25 protein-coding genes and 1 CRISPR repeat array (1 of these 26 cut by a window edge) are annotated in these 24,486 nt (G+C 42.6%); of the genes, 16 read left to right on the forward strand and 9 right to left on the reverse strand.

The features are described 5' to 3' along the window. Positions 1 to 38 precede the first annotated feature (38 nt). The 6 genes from IC007_RS10460 to IC007_RS10485 all read left to right on the forward strand — a co-directional run bounded on the left by IC007_RS10460 (position 39) and on the right by IC007_RS10485 (position 7,300). The gene (locus tag IC007_RS10460; protein WP_149528733.1) at positions 39 to 2,729 is read left to right on the forward strand and encodes a hypothetical protein; all 2,691 of its coding nucleotides are present in this window, start codon (positions 39 to 41) and stop codon (positions 2,727 to 2,729) included. A 405-nt stretch (positions 2,730 to 3,134) separates the two neighbouring features. Beyond that, complete coding sequence (locus IC007_RS10465) at positions 3,135 to 4,394, forward strand: glycosyltransferase (protein ID WP_149528734.1); 1,260 nt, start codon at positions 3,135 to 3,137, stop codon at positions 4,392 to 4,394. A gap of 123 nt (positions 4,395 to 4,517) precedes the next feature. Next, entirely contained in the window at positions 4,518 to 4,739 is a 222-nt protein-coding gene (locus IC007_RS10470; protein ID WP_054846263.1) for a zinc ribbon domain-containing protein, read from the forward strand. A gap of 57 nt (positions 4,740 to 4,796) precedes the next feature. Then, complete coding sequence (locus IC007_RS10475; RefSeq protein ID WP_054846262.1) at positions 4,797 to 5,045, forward strand: hypothetical protein; 249 nt, start codon at positions 4,797 to 4,799, stop codon at positions 5,043 to 5,045. Positions 5,046 to 5,108: 63 nt separating this feature from the next. Beyond that, positions 5,109 to 6,713 carry a hypothetical protein gene (locus tag IC007_RS10480; RefSeq protein WP_054846261.1) on the forward strand — a complete coding sequence of 535 codons (1,605 nt, stop codon included), beginning with the start codon at positions 5,109 to 5,111 and terminating at the stop codon, positions 6,711 to 6,713. A 188-nt stretch (positions 6,714 to 6,901) separates the two neighbouring features. Beyond that, positions 6,902 to 7,300, forward strand: a complete 399-nt coding sequence (locus tag IC007_RS10485; protein ID WP_054846260.1) for a hypothetical protein — start codon at positions 6,902 to 6,904, stop codon at positions 7,298 to 7,300. A gap of 80 nt (positions 7,301 to 7,380) precedes the next feature. On the opposite strand, the gene IC007_RS10490 is transcribed toward IC007_RS10485, so the two are convergent. From IC007_RS10490 to IC007_RS10505, 4 genes are read right to left on the reverse strand one after another with little or no spacing between them, the layout of a single operon-like run. Further along, positions 7,381 to 7,743, reverse strand: coding sequence for a DsrE family protein (locus tag IC007_RS10490; protein ID WP_054846259.1), 363 nt, complete (start codon positions 7,741 to 7,743; stop codon positions 7,381 to 7,383). Beyond that, on the reverse strand, positions 7,736 to 8,203 hold the full coding sequence (locus IC007_RS14130) for a hypothetical protein (protein ID WP_306308652.1): 468 nt from the start codon (positions 8,201 to 8,203) through the stop codon (positions 7,736 to 7,738). The genes IC007_RS10490 and IC007_RS14130 overlap by 8 nt, the downstream gene beginning before the upstream one ends. A gap of 3 nt (positions 8,204 to 8,206) precedes the next feature. Further along, on the reverse strand, positions 8,207 to 9,454 hold the full coding sequence (locus IC007_RS10500; RefSeq protein WP_054846258.1) for a YeeE/YedE family protein: 1,248 nt from the start codon (positions 9,452 to 9,454) through the stop codon (positions 8,207 to 8,209). A gap of 2 nt (positions 9,455 to 9,456) precedes the next feature. Next, positions 9,457 to 9,708 (reverse strand): sulfurtransferase TusA family protein, encoded by a 252-nt coding sequence (locus tag IC007_RS10505; RefSeq protein WP_054846294.1) that lies wholly within the window; start codon positions 9,706 to 9,708, stop codon positions 9,457 to 9,459. A 108-nt stretch (positions 9,709 to 9,816) separates the two neighbouring features. On the opposite strand from IC007_RS10505, the gene IC007_RS10510 reads away from it, so the two are divergent. Together IC007_RS10510 and IC007_RS10515 are read left to right on the forward strand one after the other, a co-directional pair. Continuing rightward, positions 9,817 to 10,053: a hypothetical protein gene (locus IC007_RS10510; protein WP_149528735.1), complete on the forward strand. Its 237-nt coding sequence runs from the start codon at positions 9,817 to 9,819 to the stop codon at positions 10,051 to 10,053. A 28-nt stretch (positions 10,054 to 10,081) separates the two neighbouring features. Next, the gene (locus IC007_RS10515; RefSeq protein ID WP_232048903.1) at positions 10,082 to 10,258 is read left to right on the forward strand and encodes a hypothetical protein; all 177 of its coding nucleotides are present in this window, start codon (positions 10,082 to 10,084) and stop codon (positions 10,256 to 10,258) included. Positions 10,259 to 10,444: 186 nt separating this feature from the next. On the opposite strand, the gene IC007_RS10520 is transcribed toward IC007_RS10515, so the two are convergent. Both IC007_RS10520 and IC007_RS10525 read right to left on the reverse strand, forming a co-directional pair. Next, the gene (locus IC007_RS10520) at positions 10,445 to 10,690 is read right to left on the reverse strand and encodes a sulfurtransferase TusA family protein (protein WP_054846552.1); all 246 of its coding nucleotides are present in this window, start codon (positions 10,688 to 10,690) and stop codon (positions 10,445 to 10,447) included. Continuing rightward, on the reverse strand, positions 10,687 to 11,622 hold the full coding sequence (locus tag IC007_RS10525; protein WP_054846551.1) for a sulfurtransferase TusA family protein: 936 nt from the start codon (positions 11,620 to 11,622) through the stop codon (positions 10,687 to 10,689). The genes IC007_RS10520 and IC007_RS10525 overlap by 4 nt, the downstream gene beginning before the upstream one ends. 169 nt (positions 11,623 to 11,791) lie before the next feature. Here IC007_RS10525 and IC007_RS10530 point away from each other — a divergent pair, with 169 nt between their 5' ends. The 5 genes from IC007_RS10530 to IC007_RS10550 all read left to right on the forward strand — a co-directional run bounded on the left by IC007_RS10530 (position 11,792) and on the right by IC007_RS10550 (position 15,192). Continuing rightward, positions 11,792 to 12,127: a hypothetical protein gene (locus IC007_RS10530; protein WP_054846550.1), complete on the forward strand. Its 336-nt coding sequence runs from the start codon at positions 11,792 to 11,794 to the stop codon at positions 12,125 to 12,127. Then, complete coding sequence (locus IC007_RS10535; protein WP_054846549.1) at positions 12,112 to 12,447, forward strand: DsrE-related protein; 336 nt, start codon at positions 12,112 to 12,114, stop codon at positions 12,445 to 12,447. Before IC007_RS10530 ends, IC007_RS10535 begins: the two co-directional genes overlap by 16 nt. Before the next feature lie 91 nt (positions 12,448 to 12,538). Beyond that, entirely contained in the window at positions 12,539 to 13,732 is a 1,194-nt protein-coding gene (locus IC007_RS10540) for a YncE family protein (protein WP_054846548.1), read from the forward strand. 49 nt (positions 13,733 to 13,781) lie between these two features. Further along, positions 13,782 to 14,663: a hypothetical protein gene (locus IC007_RS10545; RefSeq protein ID WP_232048904.1), complete on the forward strand. Its 882-nt coding sequence runs from the start codon at positions 13,782 to 13,784 to the stop codon at positions 14,661 to 14,663. Positions 14,664 to 14,691: 28 nt separating this feature from the next. Then, positions 14,692 to 15,192 (forward strand): TQO small subunit DoxD, encoded by a 501-nt coding sequence (locus tag IC007_RS10550; protein WP_054846553.1) that lies wholly within the window; start codon positions 14,692 to 14,694, stop codon positions 15,190 to 15,192. Positions 15,193 to 15,339: 147 nt separating this feature from the next. Here the strand turns inward: IC007_RS10550 and IC007_RS10555 are convergent, their stop codons facing one another. Further along, a complete protein-coding gene (locus IC007_RS10555; RefSeq protein WP_162302180.1) occupies positions 15,340 to 16,767 on the reverse strand; it encodes an outer membrane protein assembly factor BamB family protein in 1,428 nt (475 codons plus the stop codon). Between the two features lie 519 nt (positions 16,768 to 17,286). Between IC007_RS10555 and IC007_RS10560 the strand changes: the two genes are divergently transcribed. Both IC007_RS10560 and IC007_RS10565 read left to right on the forward strand, forming a co-directional pair. Next, positions 17,287 to 17,610 (forward strand): hypothetical protein, encoded by a 324-nt coding sequence (locus IC007_RS10560; RefSeq protein ID WP_054846544.1) that lies wholly within the window; start codon positions 17,287 to 17,289, stop codon positions 17,608 to 17,610. Between the two features lie 95 nt (positions 17,611 to 17,705). Next, on the forward strand, positions 17,706 to 18,431 hold the full coding sequence (locus IC007_RS10565; RefSeq protein WP_054846543.1) for a glycosyltransferase: 726 nt from the start codon (positions 17,706 to 17,708) through the stop codon (positions 18,429 to 18,431). Between the two features lie 113 nt (positions 18,432 to 18,544). On the opposite strand, the gene IC007_RS10570 is transcribed toward IC007_RS10565, so the two are convergent. Next, a complete protein-coding gene (locus IC007_RS10570; protein ID WP_149528737.1) occupies positions 18,545 to 20,734 on the reverse strand; it encodes a hypothetical protein in 2,190 nt (729 codons plus the stop codon). Positions 20,735 to 20,997: 263 nt separating this feature from the next. Between IC007_RS10570 and IC007_RS10575 the strand changes: the two genes are divergently transcribed. Then, complete coding sequence (locus IC007_RS10575) at positions 20,998 to 21,201, forward strand: hypothetical protein (protein WP_149528738.1); 204 nt, start codon at positions 20,998 to 21,000, stop codon at positions 21,199 to 21,201. Positions 21,202 to 21,776: 575 nt separating this feature from the next. Here the strand turns inward: IC007_RS10575 and cas1 are convergent. Further along, the gene (gene cas1 / locus IC007_RS10580) at positions 21,777 to 22,724 is read right to left on the reverse strand and encodes a CRISPR-associated endonuclease Cas1 (protein ID WP_306344631.1); all 948 of its coding nucleotides are present in this window, start codon (positions 22,722 to 22,724) and stop codon (positions 21,777 to 21,779) included. 76 nt (positions 22,725 to 22,800) lie between these two features. Next, a CRISPR array of direct repeats spans positions 22,801 to 24,486; the repeat unit is 25 nt; unit sequence CTTTCAATCCCGTTATGGGTTCAAC; it runs 253 nt beyond the window's last position.

Genomic DNA, 24,486 nt, shown 5'->3' on the forward strand with positions numbered 1-24,486 from the left:
AGAGTTTATTAGCAATTAAAAAATACCACTTAATGGTTATGCAGTCCAATACCATATCGCCGAACCTCAGAAAAATACTCCTAATGATTATTGGTGTAGATCTAATCGGACTCAGCGTTTTTTATTACAGTAATTCAGGTTCGTATACTTTCGCTGGTTACATTACATTGAACTCTTCTAAATACCCTATATACTGGTACCTCGTACACGGCCCAATAGTTTTGATGTCAATCTTCATGTTCACTTTGGGAATAGCAACCTTGATAGTTGGATATCTAAACCAACCCAAGTCGACTAAACCCATAATAGTCCTTACTGTGTTTACCATAGTCTCGGCTGTGCTTGTGACGAGGGTGTTCTACTTAGGGAATTCCCCTTCAGTTGTAATGCTACCTTTGCCCGCTAAAACTGACGAATATGTAATTCAAATGGCATCAGCTTTCAATCTAGTGCATGGTATAAACCCTTACGAAGTTAACCTCGAAAAGGTAATGTTGTCTTCTATCCCTCCTCAGCAGTTTACCTTGATTTACAGTAACAGCGCACCACCTTATGTTCCGGGGAAGGTGATAGGTTTCGTCGACTACTTTGACTACCTTCCGCAAGCAGCCTTGTATTACGTTCCCGCGATCCTTTTAGGTATCCCTGGTGTCATCTGGAACGCGTTGGTTTATTCTAGCGGTCTCTTCCTTTCCTTTAAGAAGATGGAAGGCAGCGTGAAGTATCTCTTCCCTGCCGTGATAGCAGGTTCCATGTTCATCTTCCTGGAGCCTGCAGTCATGCCCGTCCCGTCGGCGGGATGGATAGTCCCCCTTTTGATAGCTGTATCATATCCTGAGTATCCCATCTTATCAGGGATCATGTTAGGATGGGCTTCTGCTTACAAGATTTACGTCCTACCGTTCGCGCTCTTCTACCTCGTTGAGGCTAAGAGGATGGGTTATAACGTGAAGAAAATGATCTATGGCGCCCTTGCCTCTTTTCTGGGACCAACGCTTCCTTTCCTGGTCGAGGACCCATCCGCCATGCTTAAGGACGTGTTGGCTCCTTTGACACTTAACCTTAGGCCTCTGGACGGAGGTCCAGGGATCACGGACTTGCAGTTTTTAGGTATATTCATTCCAAAAGACCTGCAAATAGCTATCCTTGCTGGAATATTGGTATCTGGTTTGTTTATATCCTTGTTGCGCAGACTAGGTTATCTGTCTTTCGTTATACCCTCTATAGCGTTCTTCTGGTGGTATAGGCCAGAGCCTCAGTACTTCATGTACTTCCCCTTCATAGCTCTGATAGCAGTGATGACGGGCTTCTTCGGAAAGATCGAGTTAACTGAGTCGCGTCAAGAGACCTGGCTGTTCTCCAGTTTCTCCATTGGGATCTCAGCGTTCTCCGTGATGTACCTAGCCCAATATGCGTTCATAATTCCAGCTGCAGTATCAATTTACCTGTTAGTCATGATGTCCCTTACCGTAATGTTCGTCCCCATCTCTATCATGATTGAGAGGGCTAAGTCTCTCATTACCAGGCTAAGTGAAAAGACAGTCTCATGTCTAACTTTCCTTTTCATGACTGTTGCGATGGTCGGAATAGCTTTAGGAGTATCAGATCTCCTCTTGAACGGCCTGTGGTTCGTAGTAATGGGACACAACTACGAGAGCGACGCTTTTCTCCTTTCAGTCCTTGCGGCTAAAGAGATGGTGGACTTACATAACCCTTACTCTTTCGTCTTCTTGCATGATATGCTTGAGAGCCCTCAGTTCGGGAAAGTATTTTCGATGTTCCGATATTCTAACTCACCTATTGACCTGAACGACTTGAAACCTTCCCCTGTTTTCACTCCCTACTTGGATCCATCTGGTCAATTCATCAAGTACGGAGCTAGGGTGAACTACGTAGACTTTTATGATTATCCTCCGGGAATGGCACTCTCTATGATACCAGCCCTTCTATTGAGAATTCCAGTATCTCTATGGGAGTCTTTATTATACGTGTTCTCTATTGTTACGCTATTCCTATCTATTAGGAATGAGAAAAACTTACTATATGTCCTTGTGTTCATCCTTTCAGGAGTCTTCGTTACATTTTATGGGGAGGCATTCGAGAGCGACCTCTCACCATGGATATCCCTGATACTCATTGCAATTTCCTTTAGAAAATACCCTTTGATATCCGGTGCATTGACAGGTTTTGCAGCTACGACCATGCCGGAGGCCACTGTGTTGGTTCCTTTCATATTGATATTGATTTACAACGAGATGGGTAAGCAGTTCTTCTTGAGGTTTCTAATCTCCGGGATCTTGTTAAGTGCTTTACTCGTGTTGCCCCCGATCTTGATTGACCCAAGTTCGTTGACAATGATGTTCTTCCCCATATTAGCGAAACTGCCGGTGAATGGGGTGAGCTTGACTACCCTGATCTCTTTGTATATCTTTCATAGTTACTGGCCAGTCTCTTTCCTAAGTATATTTCCTTATGTCGCTTTAATTGGTTCTATTGCTATTTCTGTTATTTTTTATAATAAAATTAGAGAAGGAATATTAATGTTTCCTATGTTTATAGTGTTAAACTTCACGAGGGCAGAGATAGAGTACTTCGCCTTCTACCCGTTGGTAGCTTTCTTGGCTTGGTTGTTGATCACTAGGGAGAAAGAAATAACTCGCAGTGAGGGATTAAAGGTCCTACATGGATCTCACTTTCGAGTCCTCGAAAGGCGAAAAAGAGAATCTTAAAAAGTAATTATTTTATTAAGTGCGATCTTTTTATATATAATGAGATTTTATTATAAATTTATTACTATTATATAACACCATTTGAGATAAGTTCAGATAGCTTAGTCTACTAGCCTGTTGTAAAATTCTTCTATTTTATCTTATGATTTTAAATGATTTCTAAAATATGTGTGAGCTAATTTAAAACTATGTCAACACACCTGATATGTATTTTCATAAATTCTTAAAATATTCTTATATGATGTAAGTAAGATTTATATAGAATTACTTATTAAAAACAGTATTAAAGAAACTTTATAGATTAACTTATTAGAATAGATTAACTATTTTATTAGTCTAGACTTAAAGATTAAGTAAATACATAACTTTTAAATATAAAAATAGCCTAGTTAGTTCGATAAGTTAATGATATTTGAGATCCTGGAGTTAATTTATATGATATTAACTGGTACTTTCCTCTATTGGCCTATCCATTTCCTGATATTTCTCGTTGCAGCAGTATTAATAAGACGTTTTCTAGCCAGAAAATACAAGCCTTACACTGAAGGTTTAAAGAGATCTGACGTAAAGGTAACGGTAGTCATACCAGAGTACAACGAGGAACTTGATATACTTGAGAGGTGCGTGAAGAGCGCGGTAGAGAACAATCCAGACGAGATAATAATTGTTTCTGACGATAACAGAAAGGAGGTTGAGGACATAGGGAAGAAATACGGTGCTAAGACGTTAAACATACTGTCTCTTGGATCGAAGGTGAGGCTGGGGAAAAGGGCATCACTAGCTTTAGCGTGGCTCGTGGCTAAGGGGGACATAATAGTACAACTTGACAGCGACACGATCATGAAGCCCAACACGATAGAGGAGATAATAAAACCCTTTGCTGATCCCAAGGTTGCTGGAGTACAAGGACATCCCACCTTGTTTAAAACAGGGGAGAGAATACCTTACCTTTGGGGACAGTTAATAGAGGTCTCTAGGGATGTAGTGTGCAGAATGTTGAACGGTCAGCTAATAGTTATTGATGGTAAGATAGCAGCCTATCGGAGGGACTACCTTTTGAAGTACGTATATCCGTTCCTGACTGATTCATACAGAGGGAGAAAGGTAGTTACTGCAGATGATAGATCGCTAACTTACCTTGCAAATTATAACGGATTTAAGACAGTATATCAGTCTACAGCGGAAGCAGAGAGCGCTGCACAGCCCACATTGGTGAAGTTCATTTATCAACAACTGAGGTGGGCAAGGAGTGGTTACATGTACCTGATTAAGGACTTCGCCTCAGGTATGTTCTTTAAGGCTACGAAGAGTTATAGGTTTCAAAGCTTGACTTATTTACTAGCCCCGATTTCTTTCACTTTTGCGTGGATTCAAACGTTGATCGTCAATGTACAAGTAGTTGACATCATAGGACTTTACGTGAACTCAAAGTTAGGCGTACCGGATACAACTTTGTTTCTTTACTCCCTACTGGTGTTCTTAGCTGGTTTAATCCTGACCGTGAATTTCGGAACGAGGGGAATGGGAGTGGACATGAGCAAGGTCGGTAGAATTAAGTTGTTGGACTACATCGCACTTGGTTTGCTAGGTTTGCTGGTGTTTTACCCCATGTTTCTCTATGCCTTTATTACGCATAGGGACGCTTCAGTTTGGTTGACAAGATAGAGAAGATGACAGAATTTTCTAAAAACTAATTTTTTGAACTAAATCTTACTAAAAAATAATCCATATAGATTTTATAGTTCTTCAAAAAGAAGATTTTTATATTTAAATCTAGACACTAAAGTTATGACAGAGGAATCCAAACCTAAACTCGTTATGAGCAATGATGCATCCGAGATATCCTTAGAGAAGTTGGCAAAACTGTATTCTGCTATGCTCAGGCAGGGTTTTGTCGAGTGTCCAAACTGCAGGGAAATAAACCCTAAGGAAGCAACATACTGTTCCAACTGTGGTGCAAGGCTCAAACATCCAGAACATTTCTACGTTCTATCCTCATGGCTGATATAAATAGTAACTAACCCAGAATTCCTTAGAGGCGTAATATATGCAGAGAGAGACACTAAGGTGAATAAAATAGCCGTGGATTACCTCATCGAGAAAGAGGGAGAATACATATTATTGTTTAGTTACGGTTCCTCTGCGTTCAAGAGTCTCCTCGCAGATGCACCAGAGGATGAATTGAAGAATATCAACGGGAAACCCGTGCGCATAATCATTCTAGTTGCTGAGGAAGCTGAAGAGAAGGTAAGGTTAATGTTTAGAGACTGGAAAAATGTAGAAATTAAGTCTCAGAAGTTCCTTGTCCTAAAGTAGGGGTAGTGGAATTTGCGAAAGAGTTTGTCCTTATTATTCATTTTCCTTTTATCAGCTTTACTATTGCCCTTATTTAACGCTGGAGCTTCCGTTACTCATACCTCATCTACTCCAATAATTCAAATTTCAAAGGTATCCTGGTATTCACCTCCTTTCAATAAGACAGCTGCAATCCTCCTTTCAATTATATATGCTGAGAACATCAGGGCTTACGCGATAAGAGTGGAATTGTCCCTACCTGAAGGTATTTATAACTCTACGGGAGGAAGAGAAGTAATCAGGTGCGTTCCTGTAACCACAACTCAAGGAAACGTGGAGGTTAACTTCACCTTAAATATAGGAAATGTGACGTCGAAGGTTCTTAACTTCGAGGAGAATCAATCCTGGTTCCTGGATTACAACAACGTTTCCATGATCTATAACGTCTCAGAGAACTTAACTTTGAGCTACTTGGGAGATCCAGTTCCATTTGTTACGTTCAGGAACCAGTCCTTGATCCTTGAGAACTTGGGCACTGCTCCCTTATATAACTTTACAGTTGTCTCTCAAGATATAGATCGTACTATTCACTACTTGGGATCAGGTGAGAATTACTCTATAGAAGTTCCTCAATCTCTGCCAGAGTATAATGTAATGTTCTCTGTAGATACTCCATATAATCAATTGAAAGAATGGAATGTGTCGTACATTGTACCTTTGAACTTGGGCGTAAGAGTGACAGCATCACCCGTTAGTTCTGTCTACAGCTTACTCCCTGGTTACAATCTTGTAAGACTGAATGTAACCTCGAGCTCCCCTGCTAATATGACGGTGATAATTTCCTCAAGCAATGCGTATGTGACACCCAATTACATACAAGTGAGAGGAAGTTCTGTCATTCCTCTGACTGTTCTAGCTACGGGATCAATTTCAATTATTCATGTGAGTGTGAAAACATTAGGACGTCAGGTTTATTCAAGCAATTTCTCATGGATCGTCTCTCAACCTTCACAGTTTGATATTCCATTCAAGGTCTACTCTGAAGTCGTAGGAAACGAGGTAGTAACTTCGGTTAGTGGTTCTTTCAAAACTAACGTCAGTTTGTACTACCAAGGCATGCTAGTACACGAGGGGGTTCCTCCATACAACGTGTCCATCCCATTTAACGGAAATGGGAACGTAACAGTTACCTATCAGGTTAACGGTTCGGTGTATAGTGTAAGCTTTCCAATTCACAATCTCCCTAAGGTTGTTTCGTTCCCGTTCCTCAAGGTTATTTCAATAGAGAAACAAGTAGTCACAAGCGACGAGGTTGTACTGTTGGTCGGGATCTATAATTACGGCAATTCGTCTGCTTATGACGTCGATGTAGTGGGGAATTCTCCGGAACAAAGCTCACCGTCAGCTGTAGAGGTCGAGTCTCAGATTCAGCCAAACGAGACCGTCTTCGTTCCAGTATACATATACGGAAACTCATATTTCTATAATATAACGATAAAAATATTCTATAGTTCTCAAGCGAAACCACAAGTCATAACTAAAGACGTTATAGTGGACGTTCCGTCAAAGCCAACTCCAGTGGGAGAAGTAATATCAGTGTTGAGTGTAAGTTACCACGGCATACCCATACTATTCGTGGTTCCAGTAGCGATCTTCATCGCCATAATATTGTTCCCACGTAAGAAGTAAAGGGTTTTGCCCGTACAACACATGTCAATATACGTAGGCATGGGAGGGCGATAGTTTTTCTTGAGACTACCTACCTCATTTAAGATTTTATACTATTTTTATATTATATTTATTTATCAAGACTAAATAAATATTTCTTTAGTTCCATTTGATTAACTTTATTACTTACTTTCAACTATTGACTATTAATGAGCGATATAGTGTTCGGTGGCATAGTGGGAGCTATAATCACGTTTTTGATAGCTTGGATAGTAGACTCGATACCGGTATGGATCGCCGCTAAGTTCTTCTCTGACGAAGACAGCTTTCCTAGAGCTATGGTAGCGACGTTGGGAGGGATAATTGTCTTTGCAATAGTCTTTGCAATATTTACTATAGGCCTAGCGGTCTTCATAGGTCCTCTAGCTTCGCTTGTGGGTGTAGTCATAGCTTTCATTGCCCTGCTGTTAGTGTTCAAGGCAGTATTCGATGTGGGGTGGCTAGGTGCTCTTGGTATAGCCATAATGTCAGTAATTATATTTCTGATAATAGCTTTTATTCTGTCAATAATAGGAATAGGGATACCCAATCTGATACATCACGTATAAAGCAAGGAAGTTAAGGACTAGAAAAACTAAATCACTTTTTAAAAATACATTTTTCTTTCCTTCTTTCTTTTAAAACCTACTTAAAAAACTAAGATTGACTTGGACTCGGCACTCTTGAAGGCGAACTCTGAGACACCGCTCACCTTGACCTTAGGTATTAGGTCTTTTTCCTGTATTCCCTTGACTCTCATCCCGAACTCGCAGGCTGCCAACTCCACGCTGTCCTCACCTAGTTCCATTAAATTGTCAACGTAGTAAGAGAGGGGCTTGGCGTTGTTCAGTAGTACTTTCTCGTTTTCTCTACTAACTCCCTTGAGAGCATCCATCGTGAAGAACATGTACACTTCACTTCCGCCTGACACGTAACCTATAGCAGTGATTATTCCCATGTATAGCTTCTCGGGATCTCCTGACACCATGAAGAATGAAAACTTTTCACCCATTTGTTCTCACCTTTACATATTTCACTAAAGCATACCAAAACCACATGAGGCACGCGATTACGACTCCGTAACCGATCAGCCTCAAATCCACGGGTGCTATCCCGCGGAAGAGATAGAAAAACGTGTCTAATTCCACCGCTATGACCACGGGGGAGACTACGTCGACACCTCCGAAAGACCACGTACCTCCGTCCAGTCCTTGGACTATCTTTACCATGTTGTACCAGAACACTGAGAGGCCTGCGAAGACTAGAAAGTAACATATCCAGAGTGTAGCAGTCAAGTAACCTTCCATCTGAGTGGGAACTACGTATACTGCGTAATTCCCGTTAGAGAGAGCAAGCTTGTTAGACCCTACTAGGTACACCTCGCTGAACCTGTACCACCCTACAGCGAACATGGATAGAACGAGAGGGGCGAGCAATCTCCTAACGTAAACCGGGTTTATCTTGACAGACATTTCTCATAACCTCTCCTGAACTTTCACGGCTAAGTATACTCCTCCTAACATTCCGAAGATGAATATGATCCCGTCGTAGCCTATCTGGGCGAAGTTGGTCCACATTAATCCCACGTTGCAACCTAACGCCATCCTCACTCCTATTCCCACAAGTATTCCCCCGATGAAGCCTATTGCAAGTCTCTTCTTCTCCCTCGGAATCCTTATCTTGAAGTCGCCGCTTAAGTAAGAAGAGAAGAAAGCCCCTACGCAGAGCATAACTACCATCAGGGTACTCGTGTCCACTATGGGTAGAGAATCATTGAACCAAGGAGTGGTAAGGAAGAGGTGTTGTCCGAAAATGAATAAGATGTACTCGAAGAACCTTCCTCCGTCAGAGGATGTAATCACCAAGTAGTTGAAAGTGTACCCAGCCCCTATGATGAAGACCAGGAGCATATCTAGAGCTAGGATCACCGTGGTTAAGTTAGTCCCATATGGTTTCTTGAGCAGTAAAAGGTCCTTTGCTTCCTTCTTCAAGTCCATCCTCTTTATCGATTCAGGGGAAGGGATTGCGGACTTCCCGAACGCTTTGAACTTGGGAGATGACGCCATCATTCCCTTACTTACGTTGCCCATGGACATAGCGTTCCATTTCTTCTTGGTTCTAGCCTGCAGGTATATCCCAAGACCGATTAAGGGAACAGAGTAGAACACTGTTGTGACCAAAACTCCAGCGTCAGAGACGTCATGAAAGATCAGGTACGGAAGGTACTCTACGTAACCTCCAGAGGTAGTTGAGAGTATGCCCTTCTCCATAGTGTAAAGCTGGAAGGGCCATATCCCCACTGCGAATATGTAAGTCCCTATCATCATTCCGAAGAGCTCTATCCAGTTCTGAACGTATCCTGAGGCCGCTCTGTATAACATGGAGAGATTACATCCGCCTGCTAGGGCAGCACCGAAGCCGAAAATTATTGACCCTACTAAGATGTACCACCCTCCGAAGTAATTGAAGTAATACTGATCGCTAGCAGGTATTACTCCCAGTCCCACCAGGAGGCCGGCTCCCAGAGCCGAAAGCCCAAAGAGGAGGAGAAGTGCTCCGAACCTCTCGTAACTCCTCACGGTGAACACAGAGGTCATCGCGTTAACGAAACAGTAGTTTCCCCTCTGTGCTGACCAACCTAAAATGAAGCCTGAAAGAGCGAAGACACCAAAAACAATGGGCCAGCCGTAAGAAAAAACCGGCTGTAGCACCATAGGTGGCAAACTTAACTCACCTTTTGAATCCTAAACCTGTAGACTTCACCATCTTTTATGATAGTAAAGGGGTAGCCGTTTGATTTAGCTAGAGACGGAAGGGTTACGTCTACAGCAGGTTGATGATCAGTTAGGACTTCCAGTATCTGTCCTTGCTTCATCTTCTTCAACTTCTTCCCAGCTGTCATCTCGGGAATTGGACATGACTCTCCTCTTACATCTACTACCTCGTCCGGTTTCCTGGTTTTGAGGTCTTCACTCATTTTTATTTGCACCTAAACTAAACAACTTTAATTAAGTTATTTAAGTATTAAGTCTTTTTAAATTCTTTGTTAAGCTTTTCTCATCAAAAGTAAACACTCAAGTAAGGAATGAGGTCAAGGAAGGACAGAAAGAGAAAAAATGAAAAGCATGCTATGTTCACGGTTTTCATCGGATTGATATCAGTATTTAAAGAACTATATAGAGGAATTTTTGGAATTAAAGTGTTCAAAAGAGGAGAAATAGAGCTAACGTTTTGTTTTCTCGTGCTGTTACAGAAAAAGGGGGTTAAGGGGGCGGAAAGCCTCGCCTCTCTGAGGCGGGGATGGATAGCCCCCTTTGTTTAAATACTTCTTTGTGAAATATCTTTCAGTGATGCTAATGACGCTCCTCCCCAGCTTGACCGAGGGCTTAGGACTGTGGGAGGAGCAATTAATATCTCTCCTTTCCTTTAAGGGACTAGAGCTCGGCGATGAAAGTCCCCTCTTTTCAAGTGGGGGGCTCTCTGGCTACCCCGACTGCCCACCAAATGAGAGATGTAATCCCGAATAGATGGTGGGAACGATGAGCCACTCTGGAAGGGGACCCTCGCCGTGGCGGGGAGGAAGTCAGTTAGAGAAACGAATCCGTCGTTTTTTCACTTGATTTTTGAACACTACCAACTTAAGAAATACAGAGCCTTCCATTTTCAAGTTCATGAAAATAGACTCAGCTAGGACAAGGCCGCCCGAGAAGGATTTAAGGTAGACCTCTAGGTCTAGCCTTAGGTAGCTCTATTACGTATCTCCTCAAGTCTCCCTCATCGCTGTAGACCAGGTCGATCCCGAACTTCTTTATCACCATGACCACGTCTTGTTCTTGCGAAGACCCTCTCTCTACGACGACTTCCAAGACGTCATTGTCCTTCATTTTCTTTACTTTAGAATAAACTATTAGCTGGGGAACCGAACAGCAAAGCCCTACTAAGTTGACTTCGCTCCTCAACTCTCAGACCTCATGTAAAACACGTGGATTATCCCGACGCTCCCAGTTACCATATTTATTGCGTCTTCGTCAAACAGCTTGGTATCTCCGTAGTCGAGCCTTGCAGCTACCATCTTCTTGTCCTTAACTACCGCAGTCAACAACCATCCCCTGCCTTCGGGAGAAGCCACTATCATAGCATCTCCTTCAACTTCAAGGAGAGTCGGAGAGAAAGTCTCCACTCTTTTCTCCTCGACTACCTTATCGTAATGCAAGTAAAGTTTCCCTATGGCCATCTCATCCCTTATTACGTCCCTTACCTCATAGAAGCTCAGCGGTGTTTCGTTTCTCCCGCACATGAACGTGAACGTGGCGTAATCACCGTTATCCTCTATCTCGTACCTGCAATTGAAACTCCTAGCTACCTCAGGGAGGGTGTACCTGATTGCGGGAGGGTTATCGACCAGTACCTCTATGACCTCAAAAGGTTTGGCTGAAAGTATGGCCTTCTTCGTCTCTATTTCAGGAACGGGACAAGTAACCCCCCTCAAGTCCAACCTCTTAGCCTTAGTCGGGTTAAATATGGATTTCCCCTTGTTATTTTCCTTCCTCACTATGCTGACGTTGTTTAGAAAAGACGAGTATTTCTCCAAGTTCCTCGCTATCCTCCATTCCATCGGTTTGAACAAGACAGAAGAGATCGAGGCACACTCCACCTTAACCTCCGCCTCCTCACTCAAGTCAATTATCACCATGAACTTCCCGTTCTCCTCTGTGATCCTCACCTGATTTCCCTTCACTGAGGCGAAGACGTTCATTTCTACGTTCATCCACCTTACCTTCCCTGAATACCCGTAGTCCATCTTCTTCAGGTCCTTCAACCCGTATACCATGGCGCTCTTCTTCAGGTCCTTGAACACGTCTATATGCTTAGGGTTAAGTGTAGCCTTCACACTTCATCAAGAAGAGTAGTATCTTCCCTACCTTTAAAAATTTATCATAATTATCGATATTTTATAATAATAGACGATTCTATTAACTATTATTTTTATTTTATCTATAAAATTATAGTATGATGATTTTCAAAAGAAGGTTTATTAAGTTTTGAGAATAAAACCACATATGGATTCTTGTGGTTGCCAGACCGAGAGGAAGTTCGCTTCAGATTTCCTAGCTAGGCAGGTGTTCAGACTGGGCAAGAGGAAAGGTAAGGAAATGGGAAGCTTTGAGGTCAACGGTCGTAAATTCTCTATCTACGAAACTAAGGAGGGTTACAAGTACCTTTGCGACCAGTGCCCTCTCCTCATCATTACGTTGGAAGCGGTCATGGAGGAGGTCAACAAGGGAAACAAGGACGAGAGTCAGGTGATGGAGAGGATTTCCTCAATAAAGGGACTCACAGTGAACCAAATGATAAGGGAAGTGGTTGTGAAGGTGATGGAATGTCTAAGAGAATAGCTTACTTGGTTGAATCCCCCCTGGGAAACTACGTTCTAGGACAGATGATAGTCCCCCAGCTCGAGGAGGGAAGGCATGTAGCTACGGTAAAGGGCATGTTTTTCCTGGATAACAACGTTTATTTGTTGATGAAAGGTAATCCTCTAGCTGATAGGCTAGCTTCCTTGAGCAGGTCACAGGGGATCTATCTTCAGGCATGCGATCAATGCGTCTTCATGAGAAACTTAGCGGACAAGTTGATAGGTGAGGCAAAGATAGGTTGTTTTCCTGACTTCTATAATAAGTTATTGGACGAAGTGGACATGATAATCACGGTTTAATTTTTTTAGTCGTAACCTTTTTTTAAGAAAAAATGAAATAAGAGTTTAAAAACTGACTAAGCTTTTATACGTTTCTTAATTTAGTTAACTTATGAACTATAAGTTAATTCTGCTAGCTGGGTTCGTGGTTATACTTGCTGTAGGGTTCGGCTCGGCTTACTTGATGCTAAACGTACCCGGGGTTAGCTCATCGCACGGAGTTTCTTCCACTCCATCATCTCCGACTTCACCGTCATCTTCATCATCGTCTCTCTACTTCCTTACACTTACTCAGAAGGGAATTGCAATGGTGATAAATCCGTTCTCTGCGTCTAGTTTCCTGGGTTTTCAACACGTAGTTAACATATCGCTGAACGTCCCAGACCAAGTGTTTTACTGGGAGGAAGTACCTTACGGTGACACGATATCGCTCAACCAGTACGTGTTCGTTCCCCTAAATAACGGAACGGTGGAAGTTTTCAATTCCACTAACATGAAGGTTGTAGACACCCTCTCCGTGGGAGATTCTATAGGCTTCATAGGTGTAGCGTACTCTCCACACATGAACAGAGTAGCTATAGCTGATGGACCTTCCGGAGTAGTTGAGGTCGTAAACGCTCATACCCTTCAAGTCGAGTGGAAGGATACTTTCGCCTCAAACGGAAAGACTATGTATCCTTGTGACGTGAGATGGACTCCTGATGGAAGTTACTTGTTAGTTCCAATGAAACTCAACGACTCCATAGTCCTCATCAACTCCGGTAACGGAAACGTAAACACGGTGAAGGTCACATCCCCTAAGTCTGAACCTTACATGCTGTCGCCTAACGTTCAGGGAACGATGGTTGCTGTAGAGTTCTCGGGGAACAACAGCGTTGGGTTTTACTCACTTCCCGACTTATCTTACATGGGTATGGTGAGGATGCCAAGTACTGTAGTAGCTCAGAGAGGAGTTTTCACGCCTAACGGGTCATATTACCTTGAGGCGTCCGCTGACTCAAACGAGGTTGCCGTGATATCCACTTCCTCGTTTTCAGTAGTGAATACCATCAACTTACCTTCTACTTCAACTCCTGGACTGTCGGGAATAGCTATCGCTCCTGGCGGACAATATGCGTTCACTGTGATACACGGCAACGTTAATACCGGAGGGATGATAGTGTTGATCTCCCTTTCATCTATGAGCGTAGCATATCAAGTACCTCTGAGTACAGCTCCGTCCTTTGTGGTTCCGATGACAGGATCAGCGGAGAACTACTTGGTCAACAACGTCCTCTTACCTCCGGTGACTGGGCTTCACTGCTAGGTGAACTAAGGTGAGACCTTTAAACCCCCTTTTTTATTTTTTCCTTTTCTTGGAAGCAACAGTTCTATTTCCTGTGATAATAAACGGATTCAGGGTGGTAAACGTATGGTACTGTCCGATGTCTGACACTGGACAGATAACGTTCATCACCCCGTTTCTGGAGTACGTCTTCTCCTTCCTGTTGATCTCTGTCACAGTGGGCGTGGTTCTGTTCAGGAAGAAGGGGAACAGGTTCATCCTGGTGAGAGGCCCTATGAGAATAAAGAACGTGATAAGGGCAGTTTTGAAGGACAAGGTCGGGTTCGCTTTGGTCTCAACTTATTTTGTTCTGTATTACATCTCTTACCTTATTACCTCAGGAGTCCTTCTAGTGCCGGGGCTGAACGTGGACAAGTATTTCGTTCAACTTACGTTGACTACCTACGAAGGTGCAGGTCTTTCAGTGTTAAAGCTCGGAGGACTTTACCTGGTAGCTGAGCCTTCAATAATGTTGATGGGTTTAGCTGTCGATCTGTTGCTGACGGTTTCCCTGATCCTTTCCTACTACGTGATTTCCTTAATTTATGTTTCTGCAAACCTTTACTCGTTCCCCGTTCCAAAGTCTTTCAGGCTTTCCGCGACCTCAACTGCAGGGGGATTCTTGACCGCCTCAGTTCCTTCAATAGGCACTATAGCTGGCATATGTTGTTTAACGCCCACGGCAATGAACTCTTTGCTCTACATGGCGTCAGGCGCATTGCCCCTCACCAAGGGAGTAGCCTGGAAGTACGGTACGTTCGTCCTAGGCGCTTGGACTGGAGGGATAATGCAGGCCCTAGCTTTAGGCTCCACTGTCCTAGCTGGAGCCCTTATTTTAGGGATCTCTGCTTACTACGTTGTGAGGATATCGAGGAGACTGGCTGATAGATATGAGGTGATGATAAGTGGTTGAGGCTAGACAGGGGTCTTATTGGGACGTAATGTTCAGGCTAATTGCGGGGTCTATATGGATAGTCGCAGGAGTCCTAGACAAGCTTCTAAACCCTGGGTTCCTTAACCCTGACTCGACCAAGTATGTGGGTTTCACAATACAGTACTTCGCTGAGGGATCTCCGATTAAGGGATTCCTTTATTCAGTAGCGTTTCCTAATCCTGTTCTAACTGGTGAGCTGGTGATAATAGGGGAGATATCCTTCGGAGTTCTTTTCATGAGCGGAATGCTGACTAAACTTGCGTCGACTTGTGCTCTTTACACTAACTTGATATATTTCCTTTCTGCTGCGTGGACGGGAGCTACTGAATATGGTATAAATCTGCTCTTAATGGGAGTAGATTTATACTTCCTGGTAAACGGAGCTAAACGTCTTTCCATTGATTCTATGGCTCCCGAATCCCCGTTGTGGTCGACGAAGCTTTGGTTCACGGCAGGATCTGTCTTGTACCTACTTGTCGTAATATTCCTTTATTTGAAAGGTCTTTAAGATTTTTCAGTTATCTGTTTTTTTTTAAAAATCTTAGATAACGTTGGGTCTATTTTCGATTCTTTTCTAAATCGTGATTGAATCTCAGTCTTAATGTAAAGATATTCCTCTAAATGAGCTAACAGAAGATCTTTTTTAAAAAAAGATTTAGAGCGAAGGTAGAGGAGTCCCAGACTCTATACCAAACGAACTTAGAGGTAACGCCATTATCCATCCATAGTTGTTCACTAGGTAAATTGTACCTCCAGCTATAGCTGGGTTAGATATGCCGAAGAATCCTCCGAGAACATACCTACCCAAGAGATGTCCGTCGCTGGCATTCATTACGTATAGAGAGTTTGCACCTAGTTGCAGAAGATAACCGTCGAAATATATAGGGGATCCTCTAGGAGCTCCTGCGAACTTCGGTGCTAAAGGTATTCCGGGCAAGACGGTCTCCCATAACACCTTCCCGTTAGATGCGTTTATGGCGAACTCCTCTCCCGTTGAAGGATCTGGTAAGTAAGCTACACCGTTCACCACAAGCGGTACTCCTCCTTTAAATGCAGCAGGAACACCTCCGTACGAGAGGTTGTCTTCCCATAACAGTTTACCGTCGGTTGCGTTCACACCGTATGCCACGAAAGACACGAACTTACCAGTTTGATTAGCAACTGTATCAGAGATTACTATACCTTGTTCTTGGTCTACAGCTACCGGCACATCTCCTACTCCAGTGTTCGAGGATACATATGGTGGATTGATAGATGATTCCCAGACTAGATTGCCGTTAATTCCGTTTACAGCTACTATCTTTCCATAAGGGTACTGTAACTCGCTGAACCCAGCCATGAATATAGGAGTACCATTAGGTAACACGTAATAGTTGACACTACTCATGCTTGCGAACAACCCAGGCAAATGGGTCTGCCACATCACTTTCCCCGTAGTAGCGTTAGCTCCTGTGAAGAACCCAGCTCCATCTACATACGCTACAATTCCGTTATAGACTGCGGGAGAAGGCATTGCCTCTCCATCGGTGAAGTGCATCCACATTAATCTCCCGTTAGTGGCGTTAAAAGCGTAGATCGCGCCGTATGCCATTCCTCTTACGATTAAACTATCGTTCCCCGCAATGTAATGATTGAAGTTGGCGAAGTTGAAGCCGACATCGCCCACGGAGACATAGACCATCCCTTCGCTCACAACGGGGTCTCCCATCGCATAGCTGGCCAGCCCAGTTGCGTACCATATTACGTTCCCCGTAATTGGGTTGATGGCGAAGACTGATCCGGGGCCTGAATCTGCTTCCACGAAAAGCATGTTATCTGCAAGGGTAGCTCCCAGAGGTTCTCCCACAAATTGGCTTAATGCAGTTTGAGCGCTTCTGACTCCCTTGACTTGTGCTGCAGGTATGTGCTGAATTGAAACATTTAGGGGTAAGGGATTGCCTCCCGCAAGTTGAATATAAGGTTCAGTGAAATTCACGAAGTAGAACAGCGGATCTGATGTGTTCACTAACGCTTCGTGCTCTTGATTTCCGTTTATCACATTCCAAGAGTTAGGCAAGCTAAGGTTGAATGGATAGGAATTCAAAGGACAGTATACCACCTTAACGATGTAGGGGAAATAGCATCCATCTAGTTCTGAGTAATACGTAACATTCTGAAAAAATCTATGGAGATGTGGAAATTGTGGTGTTTCAGCCTTGGTATTATGATTGCTCATATTGAAAACGACCAAAGTAGAAGCTATAAAAAACAATAATATTCCAACCGCAATATATTTGTTTTTTGGATTCATATGAAACGATCTTTCTTATGATAATAAAGATTTACATTTGTTTTAGCGTGAGGTAGGATCTGTAATACTGAAAACTTTCTTTCTGGGAACTATCTCATTGTTTTATCATCGCATCTCCTCTTGTTCTCATCTTTTTCTATGTATCTCTAACGTCATTTAATTCATATTAGTATTGGAGCAAAATCTTTCAGCGAATAATGGATCGGGTTAAAAAGTGATTAAAAAGAGCCGTAGAAATTCTTATAAGATAGTAAATGTGTTCGCAAACATTTAATAGTATCCAGAATATCAAGAATATGTTAGGAGACCAGAATGGTTTGGAAAGAATTGAAGGACGAGGCAAAGAAGTCTGTAAAAGACTTAATGGATACGGGTAAAGAAGTGGGAAAGAGCACAATAGAAGCGGCATCAGGAATAGCGAAGGACGGGATAGATCTGGGGAAAGAGACTGTTAAATCCTCTATGGAAATAGGGAAGTCTGCTGAGAGAGGGATAAAGGATGTAACTAAGGAAGCAGTCAATGCTAGCAAAGAGCTAATCGGTGACGTAACCTCTGGAGTCAAGAGTTCCATGGAAGGTCCAGTGAGGGAGATGAAGAAGCTGGGAGAAAAGGACGATAAGAAAGACAGCAAATAGGAAAGGATCAGAAAAGATGAAAATCTATATAATTTTTTGGTTATATGTCTACAAGAAAGGGAAATCCTTTTAAATATACTTCATTTTAAATCTTGATGATATCAATAGTGATTCCTGCTTATAATGAAGAGAACAGAATTGGCAAGACATTGAAACTTTTATCAGCATGGATGAAAACTGAAGTTGTAGTAGTCTTCGATGGGGACGACAACACCCCGGAGGTGGTCAAGAAATTCCCGGTGAAGCTCTTCGTCTCAAAGGATCGCCTCGGAAAGGGAGGGGCATTGAAGGTAGGAATTATAAACGCGTCGTCGCAAAGGGTTCTCGTCCTAGACGCTGATTTGCCTATCTCGAGGGAAGACTTAATTAAGATAATTTCGGAGGACGCTGACTTAGTTATCGTGAAAAGGAGAATGGTAGGAATGCCTCTGAAAAGGAAGGTCCTTCACGACAGCTTCGTAGCGTTGGTTAAGGTTTTCTTTCCCTGTTTAAGAGATTTAAGCGACTTTCAGGGTGGAGTTAAACTGATGGACAGAGAGAAGGCTTTATCAGTGAAGGATGAGTTGATAATTCAAGACTTCCTCTTTGACGTGAACTTGATTTATGCATTTAAGAGGAAAGGGTATAAAATAAAGGAAGTGGAAGTAGACTACATTCACGACGAAACTGACAGCAAGATATCTAAGAAGCTGGTAAAGGTTATACTTCTCATGTTCCTGTCCTTAGTGAAGTTGAGAGTTTATTATTCTCCATTCCGTGGAGTCCTTAAAACTAGGTTGTTCATGAAAGCACAGACTTCCATTTTGAGGATTCTAAGGTGAGTTTTCCTCTTCTCTCTTTCTCATGACTACATGCGAGATCTATACGTTACACAAAAGATTGAAAGCCTCGCCCTTTAGGGCGGGGAGGAAGTCAGATGTAACATACATGTGTCTCATTTCTCCAGATTTTCAAGCTTTTTGCTCTTACTATCAATTACTTTCTTGATTCTTCCCCAAGGTAGGAGGATTGACAAGTAAGACAGTAGGGAGATCGCTAAACCCACGTAGAGGTATACTTGCCCTGGGAAAATGCCCTTCAGTGTCACCTTACCGCTCATGGTATATGCTTTTTTGGATGACAACTCATGCTCATTCAAGTAGAAGGATAAACCGGACGCATTGCTCAGCTTCAGTGTGAAAGGATACGACGAGTGTATCTCTATCTTAACTCCTGAGAGCTCAGGCTTGACTGAGTAGTTCAATTCCTGCACCAAGTGTCCTACCTCCAAGAGATTAGTTCCATTCCAAACATCAACTGATATATTGATGGTCGACTTCCCTTCATGAGTGATCTCGAGGAACGATATATGCGAGGTCAGGTTGAGAACTTGTGAGGTGAACGACTCGAAAGTTCCGTTCTGATATTGTACGTCCACGTTTACGCTCTCGTTAGAGTGCACTACAGTCCATTTAGCTGAGGGAAAATCAGCGTAGCTTACGACTAAAACAGAGGAGTTATCCGTGTACCAAATCGCGTATCCCAAGTATTCCTTCAAGGACGATTCCTCAGGAAGGAGAGATATAGGAGAGGAGTAGTTGACTTCAAGTTCCTGAAAGTAAGGGCTCTCCCCCTTGATTCTGGTCACATTTAAGTGGTCAGAACTCACGTTAATCACGTAGTTTGCGTATTTCTCGTTTGTCAACGGCAGGGGGGATAGGAGGCTGTAATTCCCTATCCAGTAAACGTATCCGTGAGTGAGTTCAGGAACGTGAAGCGAGGGAGCTTGTCCCGCTGAGTATATATAATCTGCTTGAGATAATAACAATAGGATGAAAGTAAATCCCAAAAGCACTTTCTCGAAAGGATGGTCTAAGGTCATAACGATGTAAAGTGAAGTCAAGACTATCACAGGGTAAAGCCCTGAAGAGTACGGGACGTGAAGCATCATGACTGCGGTAGACGCCAGGAGGACGAAAGGCGCTATCTTCCTCCCTCCAAGATAGATGGAGATAACTGCCACGCCTGCGAGCAAGAACAGGTATCCCCATTGAGACGAAGAGGAGTTGGGGAACCCCAGGAACATGTAGGGTATTATCCAGAACGCCGATACCCCCAAGTAAGGAAGAATTGAATACTTGCTAGCGTTATCGTCCCTTCCTAGAAGAGACATCGCATATGCGGCGAAAGGGAACAACGGGCTCGTGGAAGATATTGCAACTAAAGGCATCGAAGAAGCCAGGAATCCCCTCTGCGATCTGATCCTGCTCAGGAGTAAAATTGCAGGCAACACAACGTAAGGTATCACCACATGGGGTGAGTCTATGGGAAACATAATTGTATATAACAAAGATCCTATCATTGGGTATTTCATATTCATTGACTTCAAGGCATGATAGGAGAGCACTCCCGAGATGTAAACCATGGAGAAGACGACCAAGTAGAAAGGCTTGTCGAAAAGAAAGAACAAGAGGAAATCGTTCACCCTTGGGTAATAAAACGACCCAGGCAACCACAGAGAGAAGGGGCTGTACTTGAAGAGGAATGAGCCTGAATCAGCCCAATAGAACTTCCCCGGTATACCGTAAGCAGCGAAAAGCAGCGCTGGTATTATAGGTATCAGATAAGGAGACCTCTTCGGAAGTTTCACGTTTTCTGATGCAACTCCTATTACACCTGTGAGTAAATCGAAGTACGACACGTCAGCTATAGATGGAGTCTTGAAGACGCTCACTATCAAGAGCAGTATACCGGATAACGCGAACCCCCTGACTTCAAGCTTGAAGTACCTCATGGCTATGAGGAGGGATATCAAAGCCAGTAGCTGAAAGAGAGAAGGTATTCCTAACAGCAAAGCTGAGTAACCCAGAGTCAACCAGAGCGAGTACGACACCTCCCAAACGAGAGAGACTGAGGTGGACAAAGCTACTAAGACGAAATCTAAAGGAGTTATGGCGTCGAAGCTCAAGAAAGTCAAAGAGGACAGCACAACCGCTACTGAAATCCACTTCCTCCTCAGTATCCCTATCAACGACGTGACGATTAAGAGGGCGGGAAACTCCTCCCCCACTTTGTAAGAGAGAATTAGAGACGCTATGATAACCAACAAGACCATGGCATTAGAGGAATCCTTGTCGATTTCCATCAAATTAAATAGTGTGAAGTGCTAATAAGTTTCACTAATTTTCATATTTTAAAAATTAGGCATCGAGTCAAACTCTAAAAACTTTCTCGGTAGTACCCACAATCTAGTACTACCAAGGGAAAGTAGCACAACTGCTAAACCTTAACAGGAGGGGTTCTCTGACCCTCTCGACTGCCCCTCAAATGAGGGATGTAAACTCGAATCGATGAGGGGAACCCTCGCCGTGGCGGGGAGGAAGTCAGATCATATCAGCTGTATCTACTGTGGCCATAGAGGCTGTATCGACCACCATGTATATTTCGCACTATTTCCCCTCCTTATATAAGAACGGCCTTACGTCATTGGGCGTAGTAGTGACTTACGTCCTGCTAGCTTTCTTCTTCGTGAATTACGTCGGGGTGAAGTTCCTAGGATTTCATATCTCTTTAATATCAACAAATAAATATATTATTACTATTATTGTATAATTTTAACTTACCTTCCCCTCTGTCTATTATGAAAATCTTGAGTATAGTTTCCGTTCTTCTTTTCCTTTTTTTACGTTTTCGCTTACCCTCTAATTAAATGTAGCTCCGCATAGCGCTACACCACATATGTTCATTGCTTATTCTCTAGTAAAAAGATAAGTGCATAAAGTTTACTCTACAATTTTCTCTGCCTCTAAATTATTTAATAAAGTGATATATATTTTAGCAATGTCTTGAGCGTCATGTCCATTAAGCCATCTCATCGGTTTTAGGCTACTATTATCTATTGACAACTTTTACGCAGATTAACGCAAATCATATCGAACATCATTACGCAGATGAACTCCTAATCGCGAAGAACGCGGAAATATTCTACACTTTGTGTAAGGCTTAATTTAATCTATGTTTAATATTTTGAAATATTTTTAGTTGAAATATTAAGAAAGTACTTCATTCTAAGCATATACACTTAGTTTATGTGTGTACAAACGTCATCTAGGTCTTTGATAGCTCTTTCTTTCAATTATCTCACTAAGCCCTTTCAATCATTAACGTCAAGTTCTTCCTCCTCTTGTTCACTTCATCAGAAAAGGAGAGTACTCCTCCCCTTCGAATGAACGGGCTAACCTCCTAGCTTGGGTGAACACTTCGTCCTCCCCAACGTTACTAAGCCCTCTATAAACTTCTTTTAAGGATATGCCTTCCTCACCTTTCTCCCTAGCCTTACCTATGAGGAACCTATCCACTAAAGGACGGAACTCCTCCATCAAGTCGAAGACTAGTGACTCCCTTCCAGACCTAATAGAGTGGAGGAAACCTACATATGGATTGAGGCCTGCTGAAATCACTGCAGACCATACCCTCCTCCTGAGCATGGCATAGCCCACGTTTAACGCCACGTTAAACGGATCCTCGGACTTCCTCTTCCTGCCGGGAAACTTCAGGGGAATAAGGGACTTAACCGAAGACCAGTATATTCTGGCGCCCTCGGCTTCCTTCCCCATGACTTGTTTCACAGTTGAACAGGAAATTACTTCTTCCTCAAGTTTCTGTAGTTTCTCAGTGGATAGGTCGAGGGAGTACTTCCTCTCGTAATACCTGAGCACCACCCTTTGGTTCCTCAACTTCCCTCTGACGAAGACGGAGGCATACTTTACCCGAGAACTCTTCCACGCCTTAAGTTGAGATAGCCAAACCTTCATGGAACCGCCGTATCTTGCGGGTATCACCTTAGCTACGGGCTCTCCTTTCCTGAAGAAGACTAGGTCTATCCCGTACTCGTTAGCTAGTGCAATTACCTCAGAAGAAACCGAACCAGTGACGAGAAAAACGATGGAAGATAGCTCAACTGGAGAGACGCTCCACATATCCTTCCCTTTTAAGGAGCAAACTATCATGTTGTCTTTAACGTGTAAGAAAGCTCCCCAATCTTTTACGAAGGCTATAGTGCCTCCTCCCATAATTATGTCTTGATGAAGGGGATTATAAATTGGTAATACCATTTCATTGAGACCTTCAAACATGATAATCTTTTATGATTTTTATTATAATTTTAAATTAAACTTAATTAGGTAAAAATTAACTAGAAATTGGTACTAATTTTCAATCCCGTTATGGGTTCAACTGAATTCCGTGTTCAGGATGATACGCTATCAATTTATCATCTTTCAATCCCGTTATGGGTTCAACACGCCGTCAGATTCGTGATAAAGAGAATAGAGAAGTGGACTTTCAATCCCGTTATGGGTTCAACATGTATATGGGTTCAATGGAAAAAAAATTAGGGCTGTCACTTTCAATCCCGTTATGGGTTCAACCTACTTCAACAAGAAGTTGATATAAAAACTATATGCTTTCAATCCCGTTATGGGTTCAACTATGCAAAAACTTTGATGAATGTTATTTATTCCACAGCTTTCAATCCCGTTATGGGTTCAACATTTAATACGGAAATGAAAAAGATATCTCTTGATGTTATACTTTCAATCCCGTTATGGGTTCAACCTGAACAACCTGAATAAAGCGACAACATACTTCTATTATTTCTTTCAATCCCGTTATGGGTTCAACACCGGTAGGCATGCCCTGAAAATAGTGCCTGATATCGTTTACCACTTTCAATCCCGTTATGGGTTCAACATTATGTAAAACAATTATCTACCGATACATACATTAAAATCTTTCAATCCCGTTATGGGTTCAACTTATATGAAGGCTATAAATTCCTGAAAAAATACATAAAGACTTTCAATCCCGTTATGGGTTCAACAAAGGATATACAATTGTACGAATAGGTGATTGGGTAATCCTTTCAATCCCGTTATGGGTTCAACTTCAGCATGAAAAAAAGACGACTTAAATTATTATCATACCTTTCAATCCCGTTATGGGTTCAACAAGAAATAGATGAACTGAGTATCTACAACCACTTCTTAACTTTCAATCCCGTTATGGGTTCAACTCTCTGTCTTCCTGCTCTTCCCGATATTTGCTTATACTCTTTCAATCCCGTTATGGGTTCAACTAGCTTGACCGTAGACAGCACCTAAGAGGAGACCTACTTTCAATCCCGTTATGGGTTCAACTCAGTTTTCCCGTTAGAGCTGATGAACTACAACAACAAATCTTTCAATCCCGTTATGGGTTCAACCGAGACTGAAATAAGCTATATTGCTGACGACGTTGCCTTTCAATCCCGTTATGGGTTCAACCCTAGGCGTGAGCGTTCCGCTCAACAGAGTCGCAATAAACTTTCAATCCCGTTATGGGTTCAACTAGACATGTCATATACTTTTCATGTGTCACACTGTCACTTTCAATCCCGTTATGGGTTCAACTGAATACTCTTATGTCTTTGGATGGGACAGGGAAACTGCTTTCAATCCCGTTATGGGTTCAACCGAAAGGACGGCATCAATGTGGTGCCGTCCGCTATGACCGCTTTCAATCCCGTTATGGGTTCAACTTATTGATTTCGTGACCTCTGTAGTTTTTATGTCATTTATCTTTCAATCCCGTTATGGGTTCAACAAACCCTCCCTCAAACTTGAGGGGACTTTTCATATCACCCCCTTTCAATCCCGTTATGGGTTCAACTACGTCCATGGTTATATATAATCATCAAATACTAATACTTTCAATCCCGTTATGGGTTCAACTCGTCTCATATAAGGAATTGGTAGGGAAAATTTTACAGGGCTTTCAATCCCGTTATGGGTTCAACGATTCCTCTAGACAGGAACGAGCAAGGGTATTGTGTTAGCTTTCAATCCCGTTATGGGTTCA

The organism is Sulfuracidifex tepidarius, assembly GCF_008326425.1.
Taxonomy (GTDB): domain Archaea; phylum Thermoproteota; class Thermoprotei_A; order Sulfolobales; family Sulfolobaceae; genus Sulfuracidifex; species Sulfuracidifex tepidarius.

What these genes read in the sequence shown, in the direction of transcription:
- IC007_RS10535 (WP_054846549.1), top strand. Translation starts at nt 12,112, where the DNA reads ATGTCTAAGAGAATAGCTTACTTGGTTGAATCCCCCCTGGGAAACTAC.
- IC007_RS10515 (WP_232048903.1), top strand. Translation starts at nt 10,082, where the DNA reads ATGCTAATGACGCTCCTCCCCAGCTTGACCGAGGGCTTAGGACTGTGG.
- IC007_RS14130 (WP_306308652.1), bottom strand. Translation starts at nt 8,203, where the DNA reads ATGTCTGTCAAGATAAACCCGGTTTACGTTAGGAGATTGCTCGCCCCT.
- IC007_RS10570 (WP_149528737.1), bottom strand. Translation starts at nt 20,734, where the DNA reads ATGGAAATCGACAAGGATTCCTCTAATGCCATGGTCTTGTTGGTTATC.
- IC007_RS10510 (WP_149528735.1), top strand. Translation starts at nt 9,817, where the DNA reads ATGAGGTCAAGGAAGGACAGAAAGAGAAAAAATGAAAAGCATGCTATG.
- IC007_RS10565 (WP_054846543.1), top strand. Translation starts at nt 17,706, where the DNA reads ATGATATCAATAGTGATTCCTGCTTATAATGAAGAGAACAGAATTGGC.
- IC007_RS10550 (WP_054846553.1), top strand. Translation starts at nt 14,692, where the DNA reads ATGTTCAGGCTAATTGCGGGGTCTATATGGATAGTCGCAGGAGTCCTA.
- IC007_RS10560 (WP_054846544.1), top strand. Translation starts at nt 17,287, where the DNA reads ATGGTTTGGAAAGAATTGAAGGACGAGGCAAAGAAGTCTGTAAAAGAC.
- IC007_RS10465 (WP_149528734.1), top strand. Translation starts at nt 3,135, where the DNA reads ATGATATTTGAGATCCTGGAGTTAATTTATATGATATTAACTGGTACT.
- IC007_RS10490 (WP_054846259.1), bottom strand. Translation starts at nt 7,743, where the DNA reads ATGGGTGAAAAGTTTTCATTCTTCATGGTGTCAGGAGATCCCGAGAAG.
- IC007_RS10485 (WP_054846260.1), top strand. Translation starts at nt 6,902, where the DNA reads ATGAGCGATATAGTGTTCGGTGGCATAGTGGGAGCTATAATCACGTTT.
- IC007_RS10540 (WP_054846548.1), top strand. Translation starts at nt 12,539, where the DNA reads ATGAACTATAAGTTAATTCTGCTAGCTGGGTTCGTGGTTATACTTGCT.
- IC007_RS10530 (WP_054846550.1), top strand. Translation starts at nt 11,792, where the DNA reads ATGGATTCTTGTGGTTGCCAGACCGAGAGGAAGTTCGCTTCAGATTTC.
- IC007_RS10460 (WP_149528733.1), top strand. Translation starts at nt 39, where the DNA reads ATGCAGTCCAATACCATATCGCCGAACCTCAGAAAAATACTCCTAATG.
- IC007_RS10505 (WP_054846294.1), bottom strand. Translation starts at nt 9,708, where the DNA reads ATGAGTGAAGACCTCAAAACCAGGAAACCGGACGAGGTAGTAGATGTA.
- cas1 (WP_306344631.1), bottom strand. Translation starts at nt 22,724, where the DNA reads ATGTTTGAAGGTCTCAATGAAATGGTATTACCAATTTATAATCCCCTT.
- IC007_RS10470 (WP_054846263.1), top strand. Translation starts at nt 4,518, where the DNA reads ATGACAGAGGAATCCAAACCTAAACTCGTTATGAGCAATGATGCATCC.